Raw genomic sequence first — 20,290 nt, forward strand, 5'->3', positions numbered from 1 at the left:
CTGCCGCTCAGGTCGAGCGAGCGTGCTTCGCCAGGTCGCCGGCGACGGCCGCGGCGTGCGTTTGCAGGCTCTCGGCGATCCCCGGGCGCCGGTCGCCGATCCGGAAGGTCGGCCCGGAGACCCCGAGCGCCGCGACGACCGTGCCGTCGCCGCTGTGGACGGGCACCGCGATGCCGTCCAGGCCCTCCTCGAGCTCGCCGCGCGTGAGGGCGTAGCCGCGCTCGAGGGTCTCCTCGAGGTCTCGCTCCAGGGCAGCGTGGGTCGCGACGGTGAACGGCGTCCGCCGCTCCAGCCTCCCTGACGGAGGGCGTACGACGCCCCACGCGAGCATCACCTTGCCGAGCGCGGAGCAGTGGTTGGGCACCTCCATGTCCACCCAGTTGACCGAGCCGATCACGAACCGGGCATCGACCTGGTCCACGTGGACGACGTCCGAGCCTCGGGCCACCGCCAGGTTGACGGTCTCCCCGGTCTGGGTGGCGAGGTCCTCCAGGTGGGTGTGGGCGACGCGGACCAGCGCCTCGACCCGGTCGAAACGTGCGGCGTAGTCGGCGAACAGCCGGCCGCCCCGGTAGGCGCCACCGCTCTCCCGTTCGACCAGGCCGCCGAGCTCGAGCGCGCCCAGCAGCCGCGACACGGTCGAGCGGGGGAGCCCCGTGGCGGCGACCAGGTCGGAGTAGGTCAGGGGGCGCTGCGCGCGCACCACCAACGCGACCAGCGCGGTCACGCGGTCGACGGACTGGGTGCCGGCGATGAATGCCTCCTGGGAGGAAGGGACTGTTGAATCGCATTATAGAACAGAGGTTCCATATTATGGAACTGTTGCCCAGTTTGGGGAACAACGTTTGTGCAGGTGGGAGGTGGTTTGCCCACCTCTGCTCCCATCAGGCGAATTCCTGAACTCGACCCCCTGTTGTGGTGCATCATGGGTTGACAGGCCCGGCCTTCGGCCGCAGGCTCGGGTCATCACCACCAGCACCCTGGAGTCCTCATGCAGTTCGTGTGTGCCCTCGACGACGTCCCGGTGGGCGAGGGGGTGCGGATCACGTCGGTGACGCCGCCGATCGCGGTGTTCCGGACCGAGGATGACGACGTCTACGCCATCGACGACACGTGCACCCACCAGGACGCCTCGCTGGCCGACGGCTGGCTCGAGGGCTGCTGGGTGGAGTGCCCACTGCACGCGTCGCGATTCGACCTGCGCACCGGCCTGGTCGACCAGCCGCCGGCCAAGCGACCCGTCCGGGTGCACGTTGCCACGGTGCGTGACGGCGGGATCTGGGTCGAGCTGTCCGGCGAGGTGCCGCACCTCCCGCCGGGTGTGACGTTGGAGGCCGGGTGATGGCCGCCCCTCGCAGGCTCCTGGTGGTCGGCGCCTCGCTGGCGGGCCACGCGGCCGCCCGGGCCCTGCGCGGCGCCGGTTTCGACGGCGACGTCGTGATGATCGGCGACGAACGGCATCGGCCCTACGACCGCCCGCCGCTGTCCAAGGGCTTCCTCGCCGGCACCACCAGCGTCGAGGACCTCTCCCTCGAGGACCACGATGGGGACCTCGGCCTCGACTGGCGGCTGGGGGTCCGCGCCGTCGCGCTGGATCCCGGCACCCGCACCGTGACCCTGGCGGACGGAGACACGCTCACTGGCGATGCGGTCGTGATCGCCACCGGCTCCCGCGCGCGGACCCTGCCGCCGGGCCTCGGCGGCGAGCAGCGCGGCGTCCACACGCTGCGCACGCTCGACGACGCCGTCGCCCTGCGCGCCGAGCTGCTGCCCGGTGCCCGTCTGGTGCTCGTCGGCGCCGGGTTCGTGGGCGCCGAGATCGCCGCGACCGCCCGGACGCTCGGGCTCGACGTGACCCTGGTGGAGGCGGCCGCCGGCCCCCTGGCGGGACCGCTGGGCTCGGAGGTCGGCGCGATGGTCGCGCGCCTGCACGCGGCCCACGGCGTCCCGCTCCTGTGCGGCACTCCCGTCGCGCGACTCACCGGCCGCACGAGGGTCGAGGGGGTCGAGCTGGCCGACGGACGGCACCTGCCGGCCGACGTCGTGGTGGTCGGGATCGGCTCGGTCGCCTCGGTCGACTGGCTGGCGGGCTCCGGTCTGGACCTCGCGGGGCCCACGGGCGGGCTCGGCTGCGACGCTGTGGGCTTCACCGGTGCGCCCGGTGTCTACGGGGTCGGCGACTGCTCCGCCTGGCACGACGCCGTGTGCGGCGCGCAGCACCGGGTCGAGCACTGGACCGACTCCCACGAGCGGCCCCGCCGGGCGGTGGACGCGCTGCTCGCAGGCGCAGGTGCAGGCGTGGCGGCGCCGCTGCCCGCGCCGTACTTCTGGAGCGAGCAGTATGGCGTCCACATCCAGTTCGCCGGCCACCGCTTCGGCGACGAGACCGTCACGATCGAGGCGGGCAGCCCGGAGACCTGCGACGTGCTCGCGGTCTATCGGCGCGGCGGCAAGGCCACCGCCGTGCTCGGCATGAACCAGCCCCGGCTCTTCGGCCGCCTGCGGCGCTCGCTCGTCGCCCTTCCCGTTGCCGTATGACGCCGACCCAGGAGACCCCGTGACCACCACGCCCGACGCCACCACCGCCCCGGCGGGGGAGTCCAGCCTGATCCCGACTCTGCCGGGGGCGGCCTACGTCGATCCGGCGGTCTTCGACCGCGAGTGCGAGCGGATCTTCGAGGACATGTGGTTCTGCGCGGCGCACGAGAGCGACCTGCCCGGGCCGGGTGCGTTCCGCACCGTGCAGGTGGGGCGAGAGTCGATCCTGCTCACCCGTTCGCGCCGCGGTGAGCTCCGCGCCTTCTACAACGTCTGCCGGCACCGGGGTGCGCGCATCTGTCTCGAGGACTCCGGTGAGAAGGCGCGTTCGTTCCAGTGCCCCTACCACGCCTGGACCTACGACTTCGACGGCAGGCTGATCGCGGCGCCCAACCTCACGAAGATGCCCGACATCGACCGCGTCGACTACGGCCTGCGCGCCGTGCACGTCCGCTCCTGGATGGGCTACGTGTGGGTGTCGCTGGCTGCTGTCCCACCGAGCTTCGAGGACACCGTCGAGGCAGAGGTGGTGGCCCGCCTCGGGACCGTCGACAACATCGCCACCTACGACATCGCCTCGCTGAGCATCGGACGGCGGATCACCTACGAGGTGAAGGCCAACTGGAAGCTGATCGTCGAGAACTTCATGGAGTGCTACCACTGCGCGACCATCCATCCCGAGCTCACCGAGGTGTTGCCGGAGTTCGCCGACGGCCTGGCAGCGCAGTACTTCGTCGATCACGGCGCCGAGTTCGGCGAGGACATCAAGGGCTTCACCATCGACGGCTCCGAGGGCCTGGGGGTGCTCCCCGGGCTCGACGAGTACCGCGACCGGAAGTACTACGCGATCACGATCAAGCCGCAGGTCTTCGTCAACCTGGTGCCCGACCACGTGATCTGGCACCGGATGTATCCCCTCTCGGAGCAGCTCACGATCGTCGAGTGCGACTGGCTCTACACCCCCGACGTCGTGACCTCCGGTCGCGACGTGAGCGCGTCCGTGGAGCTGTTCCACCGGGTCAACCAGCAGGACTTCGAGGCTTGCGAGCGGACCCAGCCCTCGATGTCCTCGCGCCTCTACCGCGACGGCGGCGTGCTCGTCCCCAGCGAGCACCACATCGGCGAATTCCACGCCTGGGTCACCGCCCGGACCGACTCTCAGAAGGCCGACTCTCAGGAGGGCGGCTGAGCCAGGTGGCCACAGGTCGCGCGATCAGTCGAAGACCACGACGCGCGAGCGGTCGAGGAACAGGCGCGACTCGGTGTGCCAGCGCACGGCCTGGGCGAGGACCCGGGCCTCGACGTCCCGGCCGGCCTGGACCATCTCGTCGGGGGTGGTGCGGTGGTCGATGCGGACGACGTCCTGCTCGATGATCGGACCCTCGTCCAGGGCCGGGGTGACGTAGTGGGCGGTGGCGCCGATCAGCTTGACGCCCCGGTCGTGCGCCTGGTGGTAGGGCCTGGCGCCCTTGAAGCTCGGCAGGAACGAGTGGTGGATGTTGATGATCCGGCCGTCGAGCTTCGAGCAGGTCTCGTCGGAGAGCACCTGCATGTAGCGGGCCAGCACGACCAGGTCGACCCGCTCGGTCTCCACCAGGGACAGCAGCCGGGTCTCGGCCGCGGGCTTCGTCGACGCCGTGACCGGGACGTGGTGGAACGGCACGTCGTAGGTCGAGGTGAGCCGCTCGTAGTCGCGGTGGTTGGACACGACGCCCGCGATGTCGATGTTGAGCACGCCGGTGCTGTGCCGGAACAACAGGTCGTTGAGGCAGTGCCCGAACTTGGAGACCAGGATCAGGGTCCGGTAGGGCGCCGTGGCCGCGACGAGCTGCCACGACATCGCGTGCGCCTGGGCGACACCCACGAACGAGCTCCTCAGCGCTTCGAGCGCGACGTCGGGCGCCTCGAACTCGACGCGCATGAAGAAGCGTTGGGTGGCTGGGTCGTCGAACTGCTGCGAGTCGGTGATGTTCCCCCGGTGCGCGACCAGCCAGGTGGACACCGCGTGCACCAGGCCGAAGTGGTTGTCGCAGGCGAGCGTCAGCACGTAGACGTGTCCGGAGCGCGGGGTCATCGGAAAAGACTGCGGCACGTGTTGCTTCATACGCAAGTAGTTGCATAATAAGCAACAACTAGGGAGCGGAGGACGTCATGGGCACGGTGCAGTCGGTCGACCGGGCGTTGCAGATCCTCGAGATCCTCGCACGCGACGGCGAGAGGGGGGTGACCGAGATCGCCGGTCAGCTCGACGTCCACAAGTCCACCGTGTCCCGACTGATCGACTCGCTCGCGGAGCGCGACCTCGTCGAGCAGAACGAGTCGCGTGGCAAGTACCGCCTCGGGGTCGGCATCCTGCGTCTGGCCGGCGCCACCACCGCGCGGCTCGACGTGGTGCAGGAGGCGCGCTCGCTGTCCAGGTCGTTGGCCGCGGCCACGGGGGAGACCGTCAACCTGGCCGTCCTCTCGGAGGGTGCCGCGCTGTACGTCGACCAGGTCGAGGCGACCTCTGCCGTGCAGTCGCACAACTGGGTCGGTCAGCGGATCCCGCTGCACGCCACGTCCAACGGCAAGGTGCTCCTCGCCGGGATGAGTGACGACGAGGTGCGCGCCGTGCTCGCCGGTGAGCTGCCGGCCTACACGACGCGGACGGTCACCGACGTGGGCGAGGTGGTCGCGCAGCTCGCCGGCGTCCGTCACGACGGTTACGTCGTCGTGGTCGACGAGCTCGAGCACGGGCTGAGTGCCGTGGCGGCTCCGGTGCGCAACATCCACGGTGACGTGATCGCCTCGATGTCGGTCTCCGGGCCGACCTTCCGGTTCACCGCCGAGCTGGTCGATCGCGCCGGTGCCGAGCTGGTGCGCTGCGCGCTCGAGGTCTCGCGCCGCCTCGGCTGGCGCGACCTGACCTGAGGGAAGCGGGTCGGGATCGTTCCCACTCGTCATTCCCGAGAAACGAAGAGTTGCGTAGAATGCCGCATGTTGCGCCATCCGCAACATGCAGACACGGAGAGAAGGGCAGCAGGACATGGCGGAGCTGTACGTCGACGGGACCTGGCGCGAGGCGCTGGGCGGGGGCACCCGGGAGATCCGCTGTCCCGCCGACAACAGCGCGGTGCGCACGGTCAGCGACGGCGCGGCCCCGGACGTCGACCTGGCCGTGGCTGCTGCCCGACGCGCCTTCGACTCCGGTCCGTGGCCGCGGACGTCGTCCACCGACCGGGCCGCACTGCTGCACCGCCTCGCCGACCTGCTCGAGCGCGACACCGCCGAGATCGCCCGGCGCGAGTCGCTCGACACCGGTAAGCGCCTGGTCGAGAGCGAGTACGACGTCGCCGACGTCACCTCCGTCTTCCGCCACTTCGCGGGACTCGCCGGCGCCGAGGGCGGCCGGGTCGTCGACACCGGTCGGGCCGACGTGGTCAGCCGGGTCGTCCACGAGCCGGTCGGTGTCTGCGCCCTCATCACCCCGTGGAACTACCCCCTCCTGCAGACCGCCTGGAAGGTCGCGCCGTGCCTGGCCACCGGCAACACGTTCGTGCTCAAGCCGAGCGAGCTGACTCCCTCGACCGCGCTGTGGCTGATGGACGCGCTCACCGAGGCTGGGCTTCCTGCCGGGGTCGCCAACCTGGTGCTGGGCGACGGCCTCCGCGTCGGCGCCCCGATGACCGAGCACCCCGACGTCGACCTGGTCTCGTTCACCGGTGGGCTCGCATCGGGCAAGCGGGTGATGGTGGCCGCCGCCGGCACGGTCAAGAAGATCGCCCTCGAGCTCGGCGGCAAGAACCCCAACATCGTCTTCGCCGACGCCGACCTCGAGGTCGCGCTCGACATGGCGCTCACCGCGGTCTTCCTGCACTCCGGGCAGGTCTGCTCCGCCGGCGCGCGGCTGCTCGTCGAGGAGTCGATCCACGACGACTTCGTCGATCGGCTGGTCGAGCGGGCGGCGCTGATCCGGCTCGGCGGTCCGTTCGACCCCGACGCGGAGACCGGTGCCCTCATCAGCGCTGCGCACCGCGAGAAGGTCGAGGCGTACGTCGCCGGGGGGATCGCCGAGGGCGCCACGCTGCTGCTGGGCGGCGAGCGGCCCCGGGGGGCGGCGTACGACGCCGGGTACTTCTACCTGCCGACGATCCTGGACGGCTGCACCTCGTCGATGACGGTCGTGCAGGAGGAGTCCTTCGGCCCGGTGCTCACGGTCGAGACCTTTGCCGGGGACACCGAGGACGCGGTCGAGGACGACGCGGTGCGGCTGGCCAACGACAGCATCTACGGCCTGGCCGGCGCGATCTGGACCCGTGACGCCGGCCGCGCCGAGCGGGTCGCGGCCCGGCTGAGGATGGGCACCGTGTGGATCAACGACTTCCATCCCTATGTCGCGCAGGCGGAGTGGGGCGGCTACAAGCAGTCGGGCATCGGCCGCGAGCTCGGGGCGGCCGGGCTCGAGGAGTATCGCGAGACCAAGCACATCTGGCACAACGTGCGACCTGCGGTCCAGAGCTGGTTCGACGGGCGTGAGACCTGATGGCCGGCGCGCGGTCCTTCGACGTCGTCATCGTCGGGGGTGGATCAGCGGGCTCCGTGCTCGCCAACCGGCTCAGTGTCGACCCCGCCACCAGCGTCCTGGTCCTCGAGGCGGGCCGCAGTGACTCGCGGCTCGACCCGTTCATCCACATGCCGGCCGCGCTGCCCTACCCGATCGGCAACCGGCTCTACGACTGGAAGTACGAGTCCGAGCCGGAGCCGCACATGAACGGGCGCCGGGTCTACCACGCCCGGGGCAAGGTGCTCGGCGGCTCCAGCAGCATCAACGGGATGATCTTCCAGCGTGGCAACCCGCTCGACTTCGAGCGCTGGGCGGCCGATGCAGGCATGAAGGAGTGGGACTTCGCCCACTGCCTGCCCTACTTCAAGCGGATGGAGAACTGCCTGGCTGGTGCCGATGCCTGGCGCGGAGGCTCCGGCCCGCTGGTCCTCGAGCGCGGGCCCGCGACCAACCCGTTGTTCGGCGCGTTCTTCGAGGCCGCCCAGCAGGCCGGCTACCCGCTCACCGACGACGTCAACGGCTACCGCCAGGAGGGCTTCGCGCCGTTCGACCGCAACCTGCACCGCGGGCGCCGGCTCTCGGCCAGCCGTGCCTACCTGCACCCCGTAGCCAGCCGGCCCAACCTCACGGTCGAGACCCTCGCCCACGTCACCGGGCTCACCCTGGACGGCGCCAGGGTCACCGGCGTCGACTACACCCGTGGCATCGGTCGGCGCGGCGCCCGCCGCAGCGTCCGCGCCGGTGAGGTCATCCTCTGCGGCGGCGCGATCAACTCGCCCCAGCTGCTCCTGCTCTCCGGCATCGGCCCGAAGGCCGACCTCGAGCAGCTCGGCATCCCGGTGGTCGCGGACCTGCCCGGCGTGGGTGCCAACCTCCAGGACCACCTCGAGGTCTACCTCCAGTACGCCTCGAAGCAACCCGTCTCGATCGGGCCCTGGCTCAAGCACCGGCACAAGCCGCGGATCGGCGCCGAGTGGCTGTTCCTGAGGCGCGGCGTGGGCGCGTCCAACCACTTCGAGGGCGGCGGCTTCATCCGCAGCAACGACCTGGTCGACTACCCCAACCAGATGTTCCACTTCCTGCCGATCGCGATCCGGTACGACGGGTCCCGGCCGGCCGCCGCGCACGGCTACCAGGTCCACGTCGGGCCGATGTACTCCGACGTGCGGGGCAACCTGACGCTGAAGAGCCGTGACCCCTTCCAGCACCCGGCGCTGCGGTTCAACTACCTGTCCACCGACAACGACCGCCGCGAGTGGATCGAGATGATCCGGGCCGCGCGGCGGATCATGAACCAGCCGGCGTTCGCGGCCTTCAACGACGGCGAGATCTCGCCGGGCCCGCGGGTCGAGACCGACCAGGAGATCCTGGACTGGGTCGCCGAGGACGCCGAGACCGCACTGCACCCGTCGTGCACCGCGCGGATGGGCATCGACGAGCTGAGCGTGCTCGACCCGGCCTCGATGCGGGTGCGCGGGGTGGACGGGCTGCGGGTCGTGGACGCCTCCTCCATGCCCTACGTCACCAACGGCAACATCTACGCACCGACGATGATGCTCGCCGAGAAGGCGGCCGACCTGATCGCCGGCAATACCCCGTTGGCCCCGTCGGATGCGCCGTATTACCGCTACCGTGACGGTTCGCCGCTCTTCCCCCCGGGGGACCCCCGCAACCCGGCCGCGCCGGTGGCCAACGAGGAGACACCATGAGCGAGTCAAGCCCCGCGCTGCAGGTCGACGGCCTCTGGAAGATCTTCGGCCAGCGGGCCGACAAGGTGATCGGCACGCCCGATGCCCTCCTCTCCCGTGCCGACCTGAAGGCCAAGAACGGCTGCGTCACCGCGGTCAAGGACGTGTCCTTCGACGTCGCTCCGGGAGAGGTGTTCGTGGTGATGGGACTCTCGGGCTCCGGGAAGTCGACGCTGGTGCGCTGCCTCACCCGGCTGATCGAGCCCACGGCGGGACAGATCACGATCGACGGCGAGGACGTCACGAAGGCCTCGGAGTCCCAGCTGCGTGAGCTGCGCCGCCACAAGGTCTCCATGGTCTTCCAGCACTTCGGCCTGCTGCCGCACCGCCAGGTGATCGACAACGTGGCCTACGGCCTCGAGGTCCGCGGCGTCAAGAAGGCCCAGCGCCGCCAGCAGGCGGGGGACCTCGTCGACCTGGTGGGGCTCACCGGCTACGACGAGTCCTACCCCGACCAGCTCTCGGGCGGCATGCAGCAGCGGGTCGGCCTCGCGCGGGCGCTGGCCAACGACCCCGCGATCCTGCTGTTCGACGAGCCGTTCTCCGCGCTGGACCCGCTGATCCGCCGCGACATGCAGAACGAGGTCGTCCGTCTCCAGGCGGAGCTGAAGAAGACGATGGTCTTCGTCACCCATGACCTGCAGGAAGCCCTCAAGCTCGGTGACCGGATCCTGATCATGCGCGACGGCGAGATCGTCCAGATCGGCAGGCCGGCCGAGGTGGTGGCCCGGCCGGTCGACGACTACGTCCGCGACTTCGTCAGCGACGTCCCGCGCTCGCACGTGCTCACCCTCGAGTACGTCATGCGCGCGCCGACTCCTGAGGACTCCCGCGAGGGGCCGGTCATGTCGATGGACACGATCGTGCGCCAGGCCGCGCAGGCGGCACTGGCCTCTGCGCACCCCGTCCAGGTCGTCAGCGACGGGAAGCTCGTCGGGATCGTCGATGACGATGCCATCCTCCGCGTCGTCGTGGCCGAGGAGTCGGTCCCGACCGCACCCACGAAGCAGGCCGTGTGACGTCGGCCCCCACGACCGAGCCGGGCCTCACGACCTCGCCACCGCAGACCCCGGGGGAGGCGCCGGGACGGGTCGCTCCGCGTCCGCGCCGCGTCGTACCCCTGTGGGGCTGGCTTGTGGCCGTCGTCGTGATCTGGTGGGTGGCATCGAGGATCGGTGACGGCAGGGCGGTGCTCTACCTGCCGGGGCAGGAGACCACCGACTTCCAGGACCGCTTCACCGACCTCAAGGCCGACCTGATCGCGGGGCGCGACACCAACGTGCTGATGCAGGTGGTCGGCGCGGTGTCCGACGCCTTCAACGGGGTGGTCGAGCAACTGCAGGGGCTCGTCTCCACCCCGGACCTGCCGCGCCCGGTCCCTCAGATCGGCTGGCTGGGTGTGCTCGGGATCGCCGGCTGGGTGAGCCTGGCCATCGCCGGGTGGCGCCACGCCCTCGGGACCATGGCGTCGCTTGCCGCCGTCGGGCTCCTGGGCTACTGGGTCGACGGCATGGACACGCTGATCATCACCTTCTTCTCGGTCGCGGTGTCCTTGGCGCTCGGCCTGCCCCTGGCGGTGTGGATGGGCACCAGTCGTCGCGTGAACGCTGTCGTCACCCCCGTGCTCGATGTCCTGCAGACCTTCCCGGCGTTCGTCTATCTGGCTCCCATGGCGCTCTTCTTCAGTCTCGGGCCCGCGATCGCCGTCGCCGTCACCGTGCTCTACGCGCTGCCGCCGGTCGTGCGGATCTCCGCCCACGCCCTGCGCAGCGTGTCCGAGACCACGATCGAGGCCACCACGTCGCTCGGGCAGACCGGGTGGCAGCGGCTGATCAAGGTCCAGCTCCCCATGGCGCGACCCTCGATCATCGTCGGCGTCAACCAGACGATGATGGCGGCGCTGTCGATCTCCGTCATCGCGGGCTTCGTCAACGGTCCCGGGCTCGGCAAGCCCGTTCTCCGCGCGTTGACCGCGGGCTCCAACCAGGTGGGCGTCGCGTTCATCGCCGGCGCGTCGATCGTGTTCATCGCGATCATGCTCGACCGGGTCACCACTGCCGCCAGCGAGCGCAGCGAGCTGGTCGCCCGAGGCGGTGGCGGCAACCGGCGCACCCACCGGATCGTGCTCGCCGTTGCCGGCGCTGCAGCGCTGGTCTCGGTCTACGTCTCGCGCACCTACTTCTCGTTCGCCGAGTTCCCGGACACCGAGGTCGGCCCGAAGGTCGCCGAGGCGGTCCAGTCGGCCACCGACTGGACGACCTCGCACTTCTCCGGCCTGACCACGGGCGTCCAGGAGACCGTGACGACGGTCTTCATCAACCCGCTCCAGGACCTCGTCGCCGGATCGCCGTGGTTCGTCACCGGGCTGGCACTGATCGTCCTCTCCCAGCTGCTCGCCGGGTGGCGGGGAGCCCTCAGCAGCCTGGCCTGCCTGACCGGGATCTACGTCACCGACCTCTGGTACGACGCCATGGTCACGCTCACCAGCGTGCTCGTGGCCACGCTCTTCGTGATGGTTGTGGCCGTCGTGCTGGGCGTCTGGATGGCACGGCGGCGGCTCGTCGACCGACTGCTCCGCCCGCTGCTCGATGCGGCCCAGGTGATGCCGTCCTTCGTCTACCTGATCCCGGTGCTGGCGCTCTTCGGCCCCGGCCGGTTCACTGCGATCGTGGCTGCGTTCATCTATGCCGTGCCCGTCGCGACCAAGCTGGTGGCCGACGGGGTCAGGCAGGTCTCGGAGACGACCGTCGAGGCGGCAACGGCTGCCGGGTCCACACCGTGGCAGCTGATCACCAAGGTCCAGCTCCCGATGGCCCGCGGCAACCTGGTGCTGGCCGCCAACCAGGGGCTGCTCTTCGTGCTGGCCATGGTCGTGATCGGCGGCCTCGTCGGAGGCGGGGCGCTGGGCTACGACTCGGTCCTCGGCTTCTCGCGCGGCGAGTTCTTCGGCAAGGGCGTCTCTGCCGGTATCGCGATCGTCCTGCTCGGGATCATGGTCGACCGTGTCGCCCGGGGTGCTGCCGAGCGCGACCGCAGCGCACCCGGCCTCCTGGCCAGGCTCCGCACCCGCACGCCAGCCCACCACCTGTCCTGACCGCATTGTTCCACCCGAGAGAAGGAAGAACACCTGTGAAGCTGAGGAAAGCCAGTGCCATCACCGGGTCGCTCGCCACGCTCCCGCTCGTCCTGAGCGCCTGTGGCGGTGGCGACATCGCGGCGGAGGAGAAGGAGAACGAGAGCCAGGTTGCCGCGGCGGGCGACTGCGGCGAGCTCAACATGGCCGTGAACCCGTGGGTCGGCTTCGCGGCCGACGCCTACGTGGTCGGTCACCTGGCCGAGACCGAGCTCGGCTGCACGGTCAACTACAAGGACCTCAAGGAAGAGGTCTCCTGGCAGGGCTTCGGCACGGGTGAGGTGGACGTCGTGATCGAGGACTGGGGCCACCCCGACCTCGAGAAGCTCTACTTCGAGGACCAGGGTGGTGATGGCAGCGCCGTGGAGATGGGGCCGACCGGAAACGTCGGGATCATCGGCTGGTACGTCGCGCCGTGGATGGCCGAGGAGTACCCCGACATCACCGACTGGGAGAACCTCAACGACTACGCCGACATGTTCGAGACGCCGGAGTCGGGCGGCAAGGGGCAGTTCCTCGGCGCCGACCCGTCCTACGTCCAGTTCGACGAGGCGATCGTGGCCAACCTGGGCCTCGACTTCCAGGTGGTGTTCTCGGGCAGCGAGGCCGCCTCGATCGCGGCCTTCGAGAAGGCGGAGGCGAACAAGACCCCTCTCATCGGCTACTTCTACGAGCCGCAGTGGTTCATGTCCGAGGTGCCGCTGGTCAAGGTGAACCTGCCGGAGTTCACCGACGGTTGCCAGGACGTCGCCCAGGACGTCGCCTGCGACTATCCCGAGACGCAGCTCCAGAAGATCGTCGCCACCGAGTTCGCCGAGTCGGGGAGCCCGGCCGTCGACCTGGTCTCGAACTTCCAGTGGACCAACGACGACCAGAACCTCGTCGCCAAGTACATCTCCGTGGACGGCATGTCGGCCGAGGAGGCCGCTGCCACCTGGGTCGAGGAGAACCCCGACAAGGTCGAGGCCTGGATGTCCTGACCGACCGCCTCGCGGGCGTCGTACGACGGGGGAGGTGCGAGACGCCATCGTCGTACGACGTCGGCGAGGCATCGGCGTACACTGTTGCGCAGTGCGAGATAAGTTGCGCAAGGCGCAACAACGAGGGAGGCGGACGTGGCTGGACCGCGGGTGGTCGTGATCGGGGCGGGCGTCGTGGGCGCCGCGCTCGCCGACGAGCTGACGCAGCGGGGCTGGACCGACGTGACCGTCGTCGACGCCGGTCCGATCCCCCACACCGGGGGCTCTACGACGCACGCGCCGGGACTGGTCTTCCAGGCCAGCCCGTCGCGGATGATGACCGAGCTGGCGACCTACACGGTGGAGAAGCTCGCCTCCCTGGCGTCCGACGACGGCCCCTGCTTCCTCCAGGTCGGCGGCCTGGAGGTCGCCACCAGCCCCGACCGCCTGGCCGACCTGCACCGCCGGGCCGGCTGGCTCACCGCCAGCGGCGTCGAGGCCCGGGTGCTCACGGCGGTCGAGTGCGTCGAGCTGCACGACCTGCTCGACCCGACGCTCGTCCTCGGTGGGCTGTTCACGCCCACCGACGGCCTGGCCAAGGCGGTCCGCGCGGTCGATGCGCAGACTCGTCGCGCCGAGCAGCACGGGGCGACCCTGCGGCCCGGCACCGAGGTCACCGACGTCCTGGTCGCCGACGGCCGGGTCACCGGCGTCGCGACGACCGGTGGTGAGATCCCGGCGGACATCGTCGTGTGCTGCGCCGGCATCTGGGGCCAGAAGGTCGCGGGGATGGTCGGCCTGACCCTGCCGCTGACCCCGCTCGAGCACCAGCTCGTCCGCACCACCGCGGTGCCGGCCCAGGCCGGCCAGGTCGAGGAGGCGCTTCGTCCGATCCTGCGGCACCAGGGCGAGGACCTCTACTACCGCGACGACTTCGACCACCAGGTCGTCGGCTCCTACGCGCACCGACCGATCCCTGTGGCCGTCGAGGACTTCGACGACTGGGGTCGGCCAGGGGACGCCCAGGGCATGCCCAGCGTGCGGCCCTTCACGCCCGACGACTTCGAGGGTCCCTGGAAGGACTCGCAGATCCTGCTGCCCGCGTTGGCGGACACGCAGGTGGAGTGGGGCATCAACGGGATGTTCTCGTTCACCACCGACGGCGGCCCGTTGATCGGCGAGAGCCCGGACGTGGCGGGCTTCTGGGTCGCCGAGGCCGTGTGGGTCACCCACTCCGCCGGTGTCGGCCGGGCGGTCGCCGAGCTGCTCGTCGACGGTGTCCCGACCACGGACGTGCACGAGGCCGCGCTGGACCGCTTCGAGCGGCACCAGGTCGGCCCTGCCTACGTCCTCGAGCGCGACCAGCAGAACTTCGTCGAGGTCTACGACCTGCTCCACCCGCTCCAGCCGATGGAGTCTCCGCGGCCACTGCGGCTGCCGCCGTTCCACCAGCGCCAGGGCGAGCTGGGCGGCTACTTCCTCGAGGCCAACGGCTGGGAGCGGCCGCAGTGGTACGACGCCAACGTGGGCCTGCTCGAGACCTACGACGTCGCCGTCCCCGGCGACTGGGCAGCCCGCTACTGGTCACCGATCGCGGGCGCCGAGGCGAGGGCGACCCGGGAGCGGGTCGCGATGTACGACATGACGGCCCTCAAGCGGATCGAGGTCGTCGGTCGCGGCGCCACGGCCTTCCTCCAGGCCTTGGTCACGGGCAACGTCGCCGCCTCGGTCGGCAGCGTGACCTACTGCCTGATGCTCGATCCGCGCGGTCGGATCCGCAGCGACGTCACGGTGGCCCGGCTCAGTGCCGCGCCCGGCCAGCAGCGCTACCAGATCGGCGCCAACGGCAACCTGGATCTCGCCTACCTCCAGGCACTCGCGCCCGCCGACGTCTTCGTCCACGACGTCACGGCCGGCACCTGCTGCATCGGCCTGTGGGGCCCGGCCGCCCGAGACCTGGTGCAGAGCGTGTCCACCGACGACTTCAGCAACGCAGGAGTGAAGTACTTCCGGGCCGTCGAGGCCCACGTCGGCATGGTCCCGGTGACCGCGATGCGGCTCTCTTACGTCGGCGAGCTGGGCTGGGAGCTCTACACGACCGCCGACCTGGGCATGAAGCTCTGGGACACCCTGTGGCGGGCCGGCCAGGACCACGGCGTCCTCGCGGGCGGCCGCGCCGCCTTCAACAGCCTGCGTCTGGAGAAGGGCTACCGCTCCTTCGGCGCCGACATGACCTGGGACCACGACCCCTACGAGGCCGGCGTCGGCTTCGCGGTCAAGATGGCCAAGGACGACTTCGTCGGCAAGGCCGCGCTGGCCGACCTCGATCCGGGGGCTGTCGCCAAGAAGCTGGTCTGCCTGACCTCGACCGACCCGCTGGCCGTGGTGATGGGCAAGGAGCCGGTCCTCGCCGACGGAGCGCCGGTCGGCTACGTCACGAGCGCGGCCTGGGGCCACACCGTCGGGCGCGCCATCGCCTACGCCTGGGTCCCGGCTGCCTTCGCCGCTCCGGGCACCGAGGTCGAGATCGGCTACTTCGACCAGCGGCTGCCCTACGTCGTCACCGAGGAGCCGCTCTTCGACCCCGCCATGACGCGGCTCCGGGGCTGAGGTCACCGATGACGATCTCCGCACGGCTTCCCGGCCACCCCGAGTTCCTCTGGCGCGAGGACGAGCCGAAGGCGTCGTACGACGTCGTGGTGGTCGGCGGCGGCGGGCACGGCCTCGCCACTGCCTATTACCTGGCCAAGAACCACGGCATCACCAACGTCGCCGTCCTCGAGAAGGGCTGGCTGGCCGGCGGCAACATGGCCCGCAACACCACCATCATCCGGTCCAACTACCTCTGGGACGAGAGCGCCGGGATCTACGAGCACTCGCTGCGGCTGTGGGAGAGCCTCGAGGAGGAGCTCGACACGCAGGTGATGTTCAGCCAGCGCGGGGTGCTCAACCTCGCCCACAACCTCTCCGACATCCGCGAGGGCAAGCGCCGCGTCAACGCCAACCAGCTCAACGGTCTCGACGCCCAGTGGCTGGATGCCCAGGAGATCGGCAAGCTGGTCCCGATCCTCGACGTGACAGACCGGCCGCGGCACCCGGTGCTCGGCGGCACCTTCCAGCCCCGCGCCGGCATCGCCAAGCACGACTACGTCGCCTGGGGATTCGCGCGCGCCGCCCAGGCGCTCGGCGTCGACATCATCCAGCACTGCGAGGTCACCGGCTTCCAGACCTCTGGCGACCGGGTCACGGGCGTCTCCACGACCCGCGGTGACATCTCGTTCGGCCGCCTCGCCCTGTCGGCCGCCGGGCACTCCGGCGTCCTTGCCGGTCAGCTGGGCGTCCGGCTGCCCCTGCAGAGCCACCCGCTGCAGGCGCTCGTCTCCGAGCTCCTCGAGCAGGTCCTGGACACGGTCGTGATGTCCAACGCCGTGCACGTCTACGTCAGTCAGGCCCACAAGGGAGAGCTGGTGATGGGGGCCGGGGTCGACGCGCACGTTGGCTACGGACAGCGCGGCTCCTTCCACGTGATCGAGGAGCAGATGGCCGCCGCGGTCGAGCTGTTCCCGATCTTCGCGCGCGCCCACGTGCTGCGCACCTGGGCCGGCATCGTCGACGTCACCCCCGACGCCTCGCCGATCATCGGGCACCTGCCGTTCGAGAACGCCTACGTGAACTGCGGCTGGGGCACCGGTGGCTTCAAGGCCACCCCTGGCGTCGGCTCGGTCTATGCCGACACGGTCGCCCACGAGCGCCCGCACCCCCTGGCCGCACCCTTCGCCCTCGACCGGTTCACCACCGGCCGCCTGATCGACGAGCACGGCGCCGCCGCCGTGGCCCACTGAGGAGCCCACCGATGCTGAGGATCCCCTGCCCCCACTGTGGCGAGCGCGACGCGACCGAGTTCCACTACGGTGCTGCCGCCGGCGTCGACTACCCGACCGACCCGGCGGCGCTCACCGACGGTGAGTGGGCGGCGTACCTCTTCGTGCGAGCGAACCCGCGAGGCTGGTTCCGCGAGCGCTGGTTCCACGCGGCCGGGTGCCGGCTGTGGTTCCACGTCGAGCGGCACACCGTGACCGACCAGGTCAGGACCGTCCGGGAGGGCGCGGCATGAGTCGTCGTCTGCCCACCGGGGGCTCGCGCATCGACCGCAGCCGGCCGGTCACGATCACCGTCGACGGTGTCGAGGTCGCGGCCTACCACGGTGACACCGTCGCCTCCGCGCTGCTCGCCGCCGACCGCCCACTGCTCTCCCGCGGCATCTACTCCGGCCGCCCCCGGGGCGTGATGGGGGTGGGCGTCGAGGACGCCTGTGCCTACGTGCAGGTGCTGTCCGGCGGGGGCGAGCCGATGGTGGCCGCGACGACGCTGGAGGTCCACGACGGGCTCGCGGTCGAGCGGATCGCCGGGCGTGGCCGGCTCCCGGCCGGCGACGACACCACCCGCTACGACACCCTCTACGGCCATGCCGAGATCGCCGTCGTCGGTGGGGGACTGGCCGGCCTGCGCGCTGCAGTGGCGGCCGCCGAGGACGCAGACGGGGCCCGTGTGCTCATCCTCGACGACGGACCCGCGCTCGGCGGTGCAGCCGCCGACCTGCCTGCCGACTCTGCGGCCGGCCGGGAGCTGCGCGACCTGCTCACCCGGCTCGACGGGCTCGAAGGGGTCACCGTGCTCACCCGGACCACCGTGACCGGCTCCCACGGTCACGGCCGGCTCGTCGCGCTCGAGCAACGTCCGCATGGCGTCGCCAAGCGCCGCCTCCACCACGTCCAGGCTGTCGGGGTGGTGCTGGCGACCGGCAGCCACGAGCGGCCGCTCGTCTTCGCCGACAACGACCGGCCGGGCGTGATGCTGGCCTGCGCGGCCGCCGACTACGTCACGAGGTACGCCGTGCTGCCGGGCGAGCGGGCCGTCGTGTGGACCGCGCACGACGCCGGTCTGCACGCGGCCGTCGAGCTGGCCGACGCCGGCACCGAGATCGTCGCCGTGCTTGACGTGCGCGAGACCATGGCCGGCCCCCTGGCCGCCGCGCTGGCCGGTCGCGGGATCGCGCTGCACCTGGGCGCCGAGGTCACCGGCACCGATGGGTCCGACGACGAATCTGGTCGGCTGATCCGGGTGCACACCACCGTCGGGAGTTTCGACGTCGACCTGCTGGCGATCAGCGGTGGAGCCAACCCTGCCGTCGAGCTGTTCAGCCACCCCGGCGGTCGGACCCGCTGGTCAGACGAGGTCGCGGGGTTCGTTCCCGACGTCCCCGCCCCTGGCCAGGTCGGCCGCGAGGTCGTCGTGGGGGCCGCGGCCGGGGACCAGGACGTGGTGCCCGGCTGGCGCGAGACCCTCCAGCCCCCCGCCACGGTCTTCCGCGCCGACGCCGGCGACCCGGAGCTGGTCTTCCTCGACCCGCACCGCGACGCCACCCTGGCCGACCTGCGGCGGGCGCACGCCGCTGGGCTGAGCAGCGTCGAGCACGTCAAGCGCTTCACCACGATCGGCACCGGCGCCGACCAGGGCCGGGGCTTCGGCGTCCTGGCCGTCGGCGTCCTGGCCCAGGAGCTGGGCCGCCCGATCGAGGAGGTCGGCACCACGACCTACCGCCCGCCCTACGTCCCGCTGTCCTTCGCTCTCCTCGCGGGCCGCAACCGCGGCGAGCTCTCCGACCCGGTCCGGGTCAGCCAGGCGCACGACCGGGTCGCGCACGCCCCGATGGAGGACGTCGGGCAGTGGAAGCGGCCGTGGTACTTCCCCAGGTCCACCGCCGACGGCCTGGAGGACCTCGACGCATCGGTGGCGCGTGAGGTCCGGGCGGTGCGCACCGGCGTCGGGATGATGGACGCTTCCACCCTCGGCAAGATCCTGCTCCAGGGCGCCGATGTCGGCGTGCTGCTGGACCGCGTCTACACGAACCTCTTCTCGACCCTCAAGGTCGGCAAGGTCAGGTACGGCGTGATGTGCGGGCCCGACGGCATGGTCGTCGACGACGGCACCACCGCCCGGCTCTCCGGGACCGACTGGCTGATGACGACCACGACCGGCAACGCCGCCGCCGTCCTCGACACCCTCGAGGAGTGGCACCAGACCGAGTGGCCCGGACTCGACATCGCGCTGACCTCGGTCACCGACCAGTGGGCCGTCGTCGCGGTCGCCGGACCTCGCTCGCGCGACGTCGTGGCGACGCTCGCGCCCCAGCACGACTGGTCGGCCGAGGCGTTCGGCTTCATGGACTGGCGCGAGGCTCCGGTCGCGGGCATCCCCGCGCGCGTCCTGCGGATCTCGTTCTCCGGTGAGCTGGCCTTCGAGCTGCACGTCCCCTCCTGGTACGCCGCGGCGCTCTGGGATGCCGTGGAGGAGGCCGGCGCGCCGCACGGCATCACGCCCTACGGCACCGAGACCATGCACGTCCTGCGCGCCGAGAAGGGGTTCCCGATCGTCGGCCAGGACACCGACGGCACGGTCACGCCGCACGACCTGGGCATGTCGTGGGCGGTCTCGCGCAAGAAGACGGACTTCATCGGGATGCGCTCGTTGGCGCGCGCCGACGCCCGGAGACCGGATCGCCGCCAGCTGGTCGGGCTGGTGCCGCTCGACGGCAGCTCACGAATCGTCGAGGGCGCCCAGCTGGTCGCCCACGGCGCCGACCTGACGGCGTTCCCGGTCGCCATGGCCGGGCACGTCACCAGTGCCTACCCGAGCGGCCACGACGGGCGGCCGTTCGCTCTCGCCCTGCTCGACGGGGGCCGGGACCGGGTGGGTGAGGTCCTCGACGCGGTCGACGACCTGGTGCCGCTCGCCGTCCGGGTCACCGGGCCGGTGTCCTACGACGAGCAAGGAGCCCGCCGCGATGGGTGACGTCCTTGACCTGCGCCGCTCTCCGCTGGCCGGGCGCGGCTTCGGGGTCGACAGCCCGCGGTTGAGGATGGCCGAGGAGCCGTTCCGCTCGCTGGTGGAGGTCCGCTCGCAGGCTCGTCCCGAGGCAGCCGGGGTCGGCGCGACCTGGTGCTGGCAGCTGGGGCCGACCTGGTGGCTGGTCGACGGCGCGCCCGCGACCGAGCCGTGCCTGGAGGTCCCGCTGGCCGGGGTCGTCCGCTCCGGCAACGAGGGCGCGAGCGCGGTGGACGTCTCAGCACAGCGGACCACGGTGGTCCTCGCCGGCGAGAATGCCGAGCGGGTGCTCGCCCACGGCTGTCCGATCGACCTGTCGCGGGTCCCGGTGGGCGGCTGCGTGCAGGGGCTCCTGGTCGGTGCGCAGGTCGCGATCGGCCGCACCGGCGACGACGCGTTCCGGGTCTACGTGCGCCCTGCCTTCGCCCGTCACCTCGCCGCGTGGCTCACCGACGCGGCTGTCGAGGACCTCTGAGCACCGGTC

At 71.1% G+C, this 20,290-nt stretch carries 16 protein-coding genes; 14 read left to right on the forward strand and 2 right to left on the reverse strand.

Translation table 11 applies throughout. The features are described 5' to 3' along the window. Window positions 1-7 precede the first annotated feature (7 nt). On the reverse strand, window positions 8-727 hold the full coding sequence (locus BM204_RS06260) for an IclR family transcriptional regulator (RefSeq protein WP_091111342.1): 720 nt from the start codon (window positions 725-727) through the stop codon (window positions 8-10). Window positions 728-991: 264 nt separating this feature from the next. Here BM204_RS06260 and BM204_RS06265 point away from each other — a divergent pair, with 264 nt between their 5' ends. The 3 genes from BM204_RS06265 to BM204_RS06275 are packed head-to-tail and all read left to right on the forward strand — an operon-like array spanning window position 992 to window position 3,727. After that, a complete protein-coding gene (locus BM204_RS06265) occupies window positions 992-1,342 on the forward strand; it encodes a bifunctional 3-phenylpropionate/cinnamic acid dioxygenase ferredoxin subunit (protein ID WP_091111344.1) in 351 nt (116 codons plus the stop codon). Next, complete coding sequence (locus tag BM204_RS06270; protein WP_091111694.1) at window positions 1,342-2,538, forward strand: NAD(P)/FAD-dependent oxidoreductase; 1,197 nt, start codon at window positions 1,342-1,344, stop codon at window positions 2,536-2,538. Before BM204_RS06265 ends, BM204_RS06270 begins: the two co-directional genes overlap by 1 nt. Window positions 2,539-2,557: 19 nt before the next feature. Then, complete coding sequence (locus tag BM204_RS06275; protein ID WP_218031277.1) at window positions 2,558-3,727, forward strand: aromatic ring-hydroxylating oxygenase subunit alpha; 1,170 nt, start codon at window positions 2,558-2,560, stop codon at window positions 3,725-3,727. Between the two features lie 24 nt (window positions 3,728-3,751). Here BM204_RS06275 and purU read toward each other — a convergent pair whose 3' ends face one another. Next, window positions 3,752-4,612 (reverse strand): formyltetrahydrofolate deformylase, encoded by an 861-nt coding sequence (gene purU / locus BM204_RS06280; protein WP_091111345.1) that lies wholly within the window; start codon window positions 4,610-4,612, stop codon window positions 3,752-3,754. 77 nt (window positions 4,613-4,689) lie between these two features. Between purU and BM204_RS06285 the strand changes: the two genes are divergently transcribed. The 11 genes from BM204_RS06285 to BM204_RS06330 all read left to right on the forward strand — a co-directional run bounded on the left by BM204_RS06285 (window position 4,690) and on the right by BM204_RS06330 (window position 20,281). Next, window positions 4,690-5,448 (forward strand): IclR family transcriptional regulator, encoded by a 759-nt coding sequence (locus tag BM204_RS06285; RefSeq protein WP_091111347.1) that lies wholly within the window; start codon window positions 4,690-4,692, stop codon window positions 5,446-5,448. A 115-nt stretch (window positions 5,449-5,563) separates the two neighbouring features. Next, complete coding sequence (locus tag BM204_RS06290; RefSeq protein WP_091111348.1) at window positions 5,564-7,060, forward strand: aldehyde dehydrogenase family protein; 1,497 nt, start codon at window positions 5,564-5,566, stop codon at window positions 7,058-7,060. Continuing rightward, window positions 7,060-8,790 carry a choline dehydrogenase gene (betA, locus tag BM204_RS06295; protein WP_091111350.1) on the forward strand — a complete coding sequence of 577 codons (1,731 nt, stop codon included), beginning with the start codon at window positions 7,060-7,062 and terminating at the stop codon, window positions 8,788-8,790. The genes BM204_RS06290 and betA overlap by 1 nt, the downstream gene beginning before the upstream one ends. Beyond that, window positions 8,787-9,848, forward strand: a complete 1,062-nt coding sequence (locus BM204_RS06300; protein ID WP_091111352.1) for a quaternary amine ABC transporter ATP-binding protein — start codon at window positions 8,787-8,789, stop codon at window positions 9,846-9,848. The genes betA and BM204_RS06300 overlap by 4 nt, the downstream gene beginning before the upstream one ends. Further along, the gene (locus tag BM204_RS06305) at window positions 9,845-11,923 is read left to right on the forward strand and encodes an ABC transporter permease (RefSeq protein WP_091111353.1); all 2,079 of its coding nucleotides are present in this window, start codon (window positions 9,845-9,847) and stop codon (window positions 11,921-11,923) included. Before BM204_RS06300 ends, BM204_RS06305 begins: the two co-directional genes overlap by 4 nt. Before the next feature lie 35 nt (window positions 11,924-11,958). Further along, complete coding sequence (locus BM204_RS06310) at window positions 11,959-12,942, forward strand: ABC transporter substrate-binding protein (protein WP_091111355.1); 984 nt, start codon at window positions 11,959-11,961, stop codon at window positions 12,940-12,942. A gap of 135 nt (window positions 12,943-13,077) precedes the next feature. Further along, a complete protein-coding gene (locus BM204_RS06315) occupies window positions 13,078-15,531 on the forward strand; it encodes a GcvT family protein (RefSeq protein ID WP_218031276.1) in 2,454 nt (817 codons plus the stop codon). Between the two features lie 8 nt (window positions 15,532-15,539). Further along, a complete protein-coding gene (locus BM204_RS06320) occupies window positions 15,540-16,763 on the forward strand; it encodes a sarcosine oxidase subunit beta family protein (RefSeq protein ID WP_091111358.1) in 1,224 nt (407 codons plus the stop codon). A gap of 11 nt (window positions 16,764-16,774) precedes the next feature. Next, window positions 16,775-17,035: a sarcosine oxidase subunit delta gene (locus BM204_RS22545; RefSeq protein WP_170259215.1), complete on the forward strand. Its 261-nt coding sequence runs from the start codon at window positions 16,775-16,777 to the stop codon at window positions 17,033-17,035. Beyond that, entirely contained in the window at window positions 17,032-19,773 is a 2,742-nt protein-coding gene (locus BM204_RS06325; protein WP_170259214.1) for a 2Fe-2S iron-sulfur cluster-binding protein, read from the forward strand. Before BM204_RS22545 ends, BM204_RS06325 begins: the two co-directional genes overlap by 4 nt. Continuing rightward, window positions 19,766-20,281 carry a sarcosine oxidase subunit gamma gene (locus BM204_RS06330; protein ID WP_091111359.1) on the forward strand — a complete coding sequence of 172 codons (516 nt, stop codon included), beginning with the start codon at window positions 19,766-19,768 and terminating at the stop codon, window positions 20,279-20,281. The genes BM204_RS06325 and BM204_RS06330 overlap by 8 nt, the downstream gene beginning before the upstream one ends. The last annotated feature ends 9 nt before the right edge of the window (window positions 20,282-20,290 follow it).

The sequence above is a fragment of the Nocardioides psychrotolerans genome (genome assembly GCF_900113685.1).
In the GTDB taxonomy this organism is placed as follows: Bacteria; Actinomycetota; Actinomycetes; order Propionibacteriales; family Nocardioidaceae; genus Nocardioides; species Nocardioides psychrotolerans.

Bases quoted from the DNA above. Each gene is read 5' to 3' on its own strand.
- BM204_RS06320 (WP_091111358.1), top strand. From the start codon at position 15,540: ATGACGATCTCCGCACGGCTTCCCGGCCACCCCGAGTTCCTCTGGCGC.
- BM204_RS06265 (WP_091111344.1), top strand. From the start codon at position 992: ATGCAGTTCGTGTGTGCCCTCGACGACGTCCCGGTGGGCGAGGGGGTG.
- betA (WP_091111350.1), top strand. From the start codon at position 7,060: ATGGCCGGCGCGCGGTCCTTCGACGTCGTCATCGTCGGGGGTGGATCA.
- BM204_RS06270 (WP_091111694.1), top strand. From the start codon at position 1,342: ATGGCCGCCCCTCGCAGGCTCCTGGTGGTCGGCGCCTCGCTGGCGGGC.
- BM204_RS06290 (WP_091111348.1), top strand. From the start codon at position 5,564: ATGGCGGAGCTGTACGTCGACGGGACCTGGCGCGAGGCGCTGGGCGGG.
- BM204_RS06330 (WP_091111359.1), top strand. From the start codon at position 19,766: ATGGGTGACGTCCTTGACCTGCGCCGCTCTCCGCTGGCCGGGCGCGGC.
- purU (WP_091111345.1), bottom strand. From the start codon at position 4,612: ATGACCCCGCGCTCCGGACACGTCTACGTGCTGACGCTCGCCTGCGAC.
- BM204_RS06325 (WP_170259214.1), top strand. From the start codon at position 17,032: ATGAGTCGTCGTCTGCCCACCGGGGGCTCGCGCATCGACCGCAGCCGG.
- BM204_RS06300 (WP_091111352.1), top strand. From the start codon at position 8,787: ATGAGCGAGTCAAGCCCCGCGCTGCAGGTCGACGGCCTCTGGAAGATC.
- BM204_RS22545 (WP_170259215.1), top strand. From the start codon at position 16,775: ATGCTGAGGATCCCCTGCCCCCACTGTGGCGAGCGCGACGCGACCGAG.
- BM204_RS06285 (WP_091111347.1), top strand. From the start codon at position 4,690: ATGGGCACGGTGCAGTCGGTCGACCGGGCGTTGCAGATCCTCGAGATC.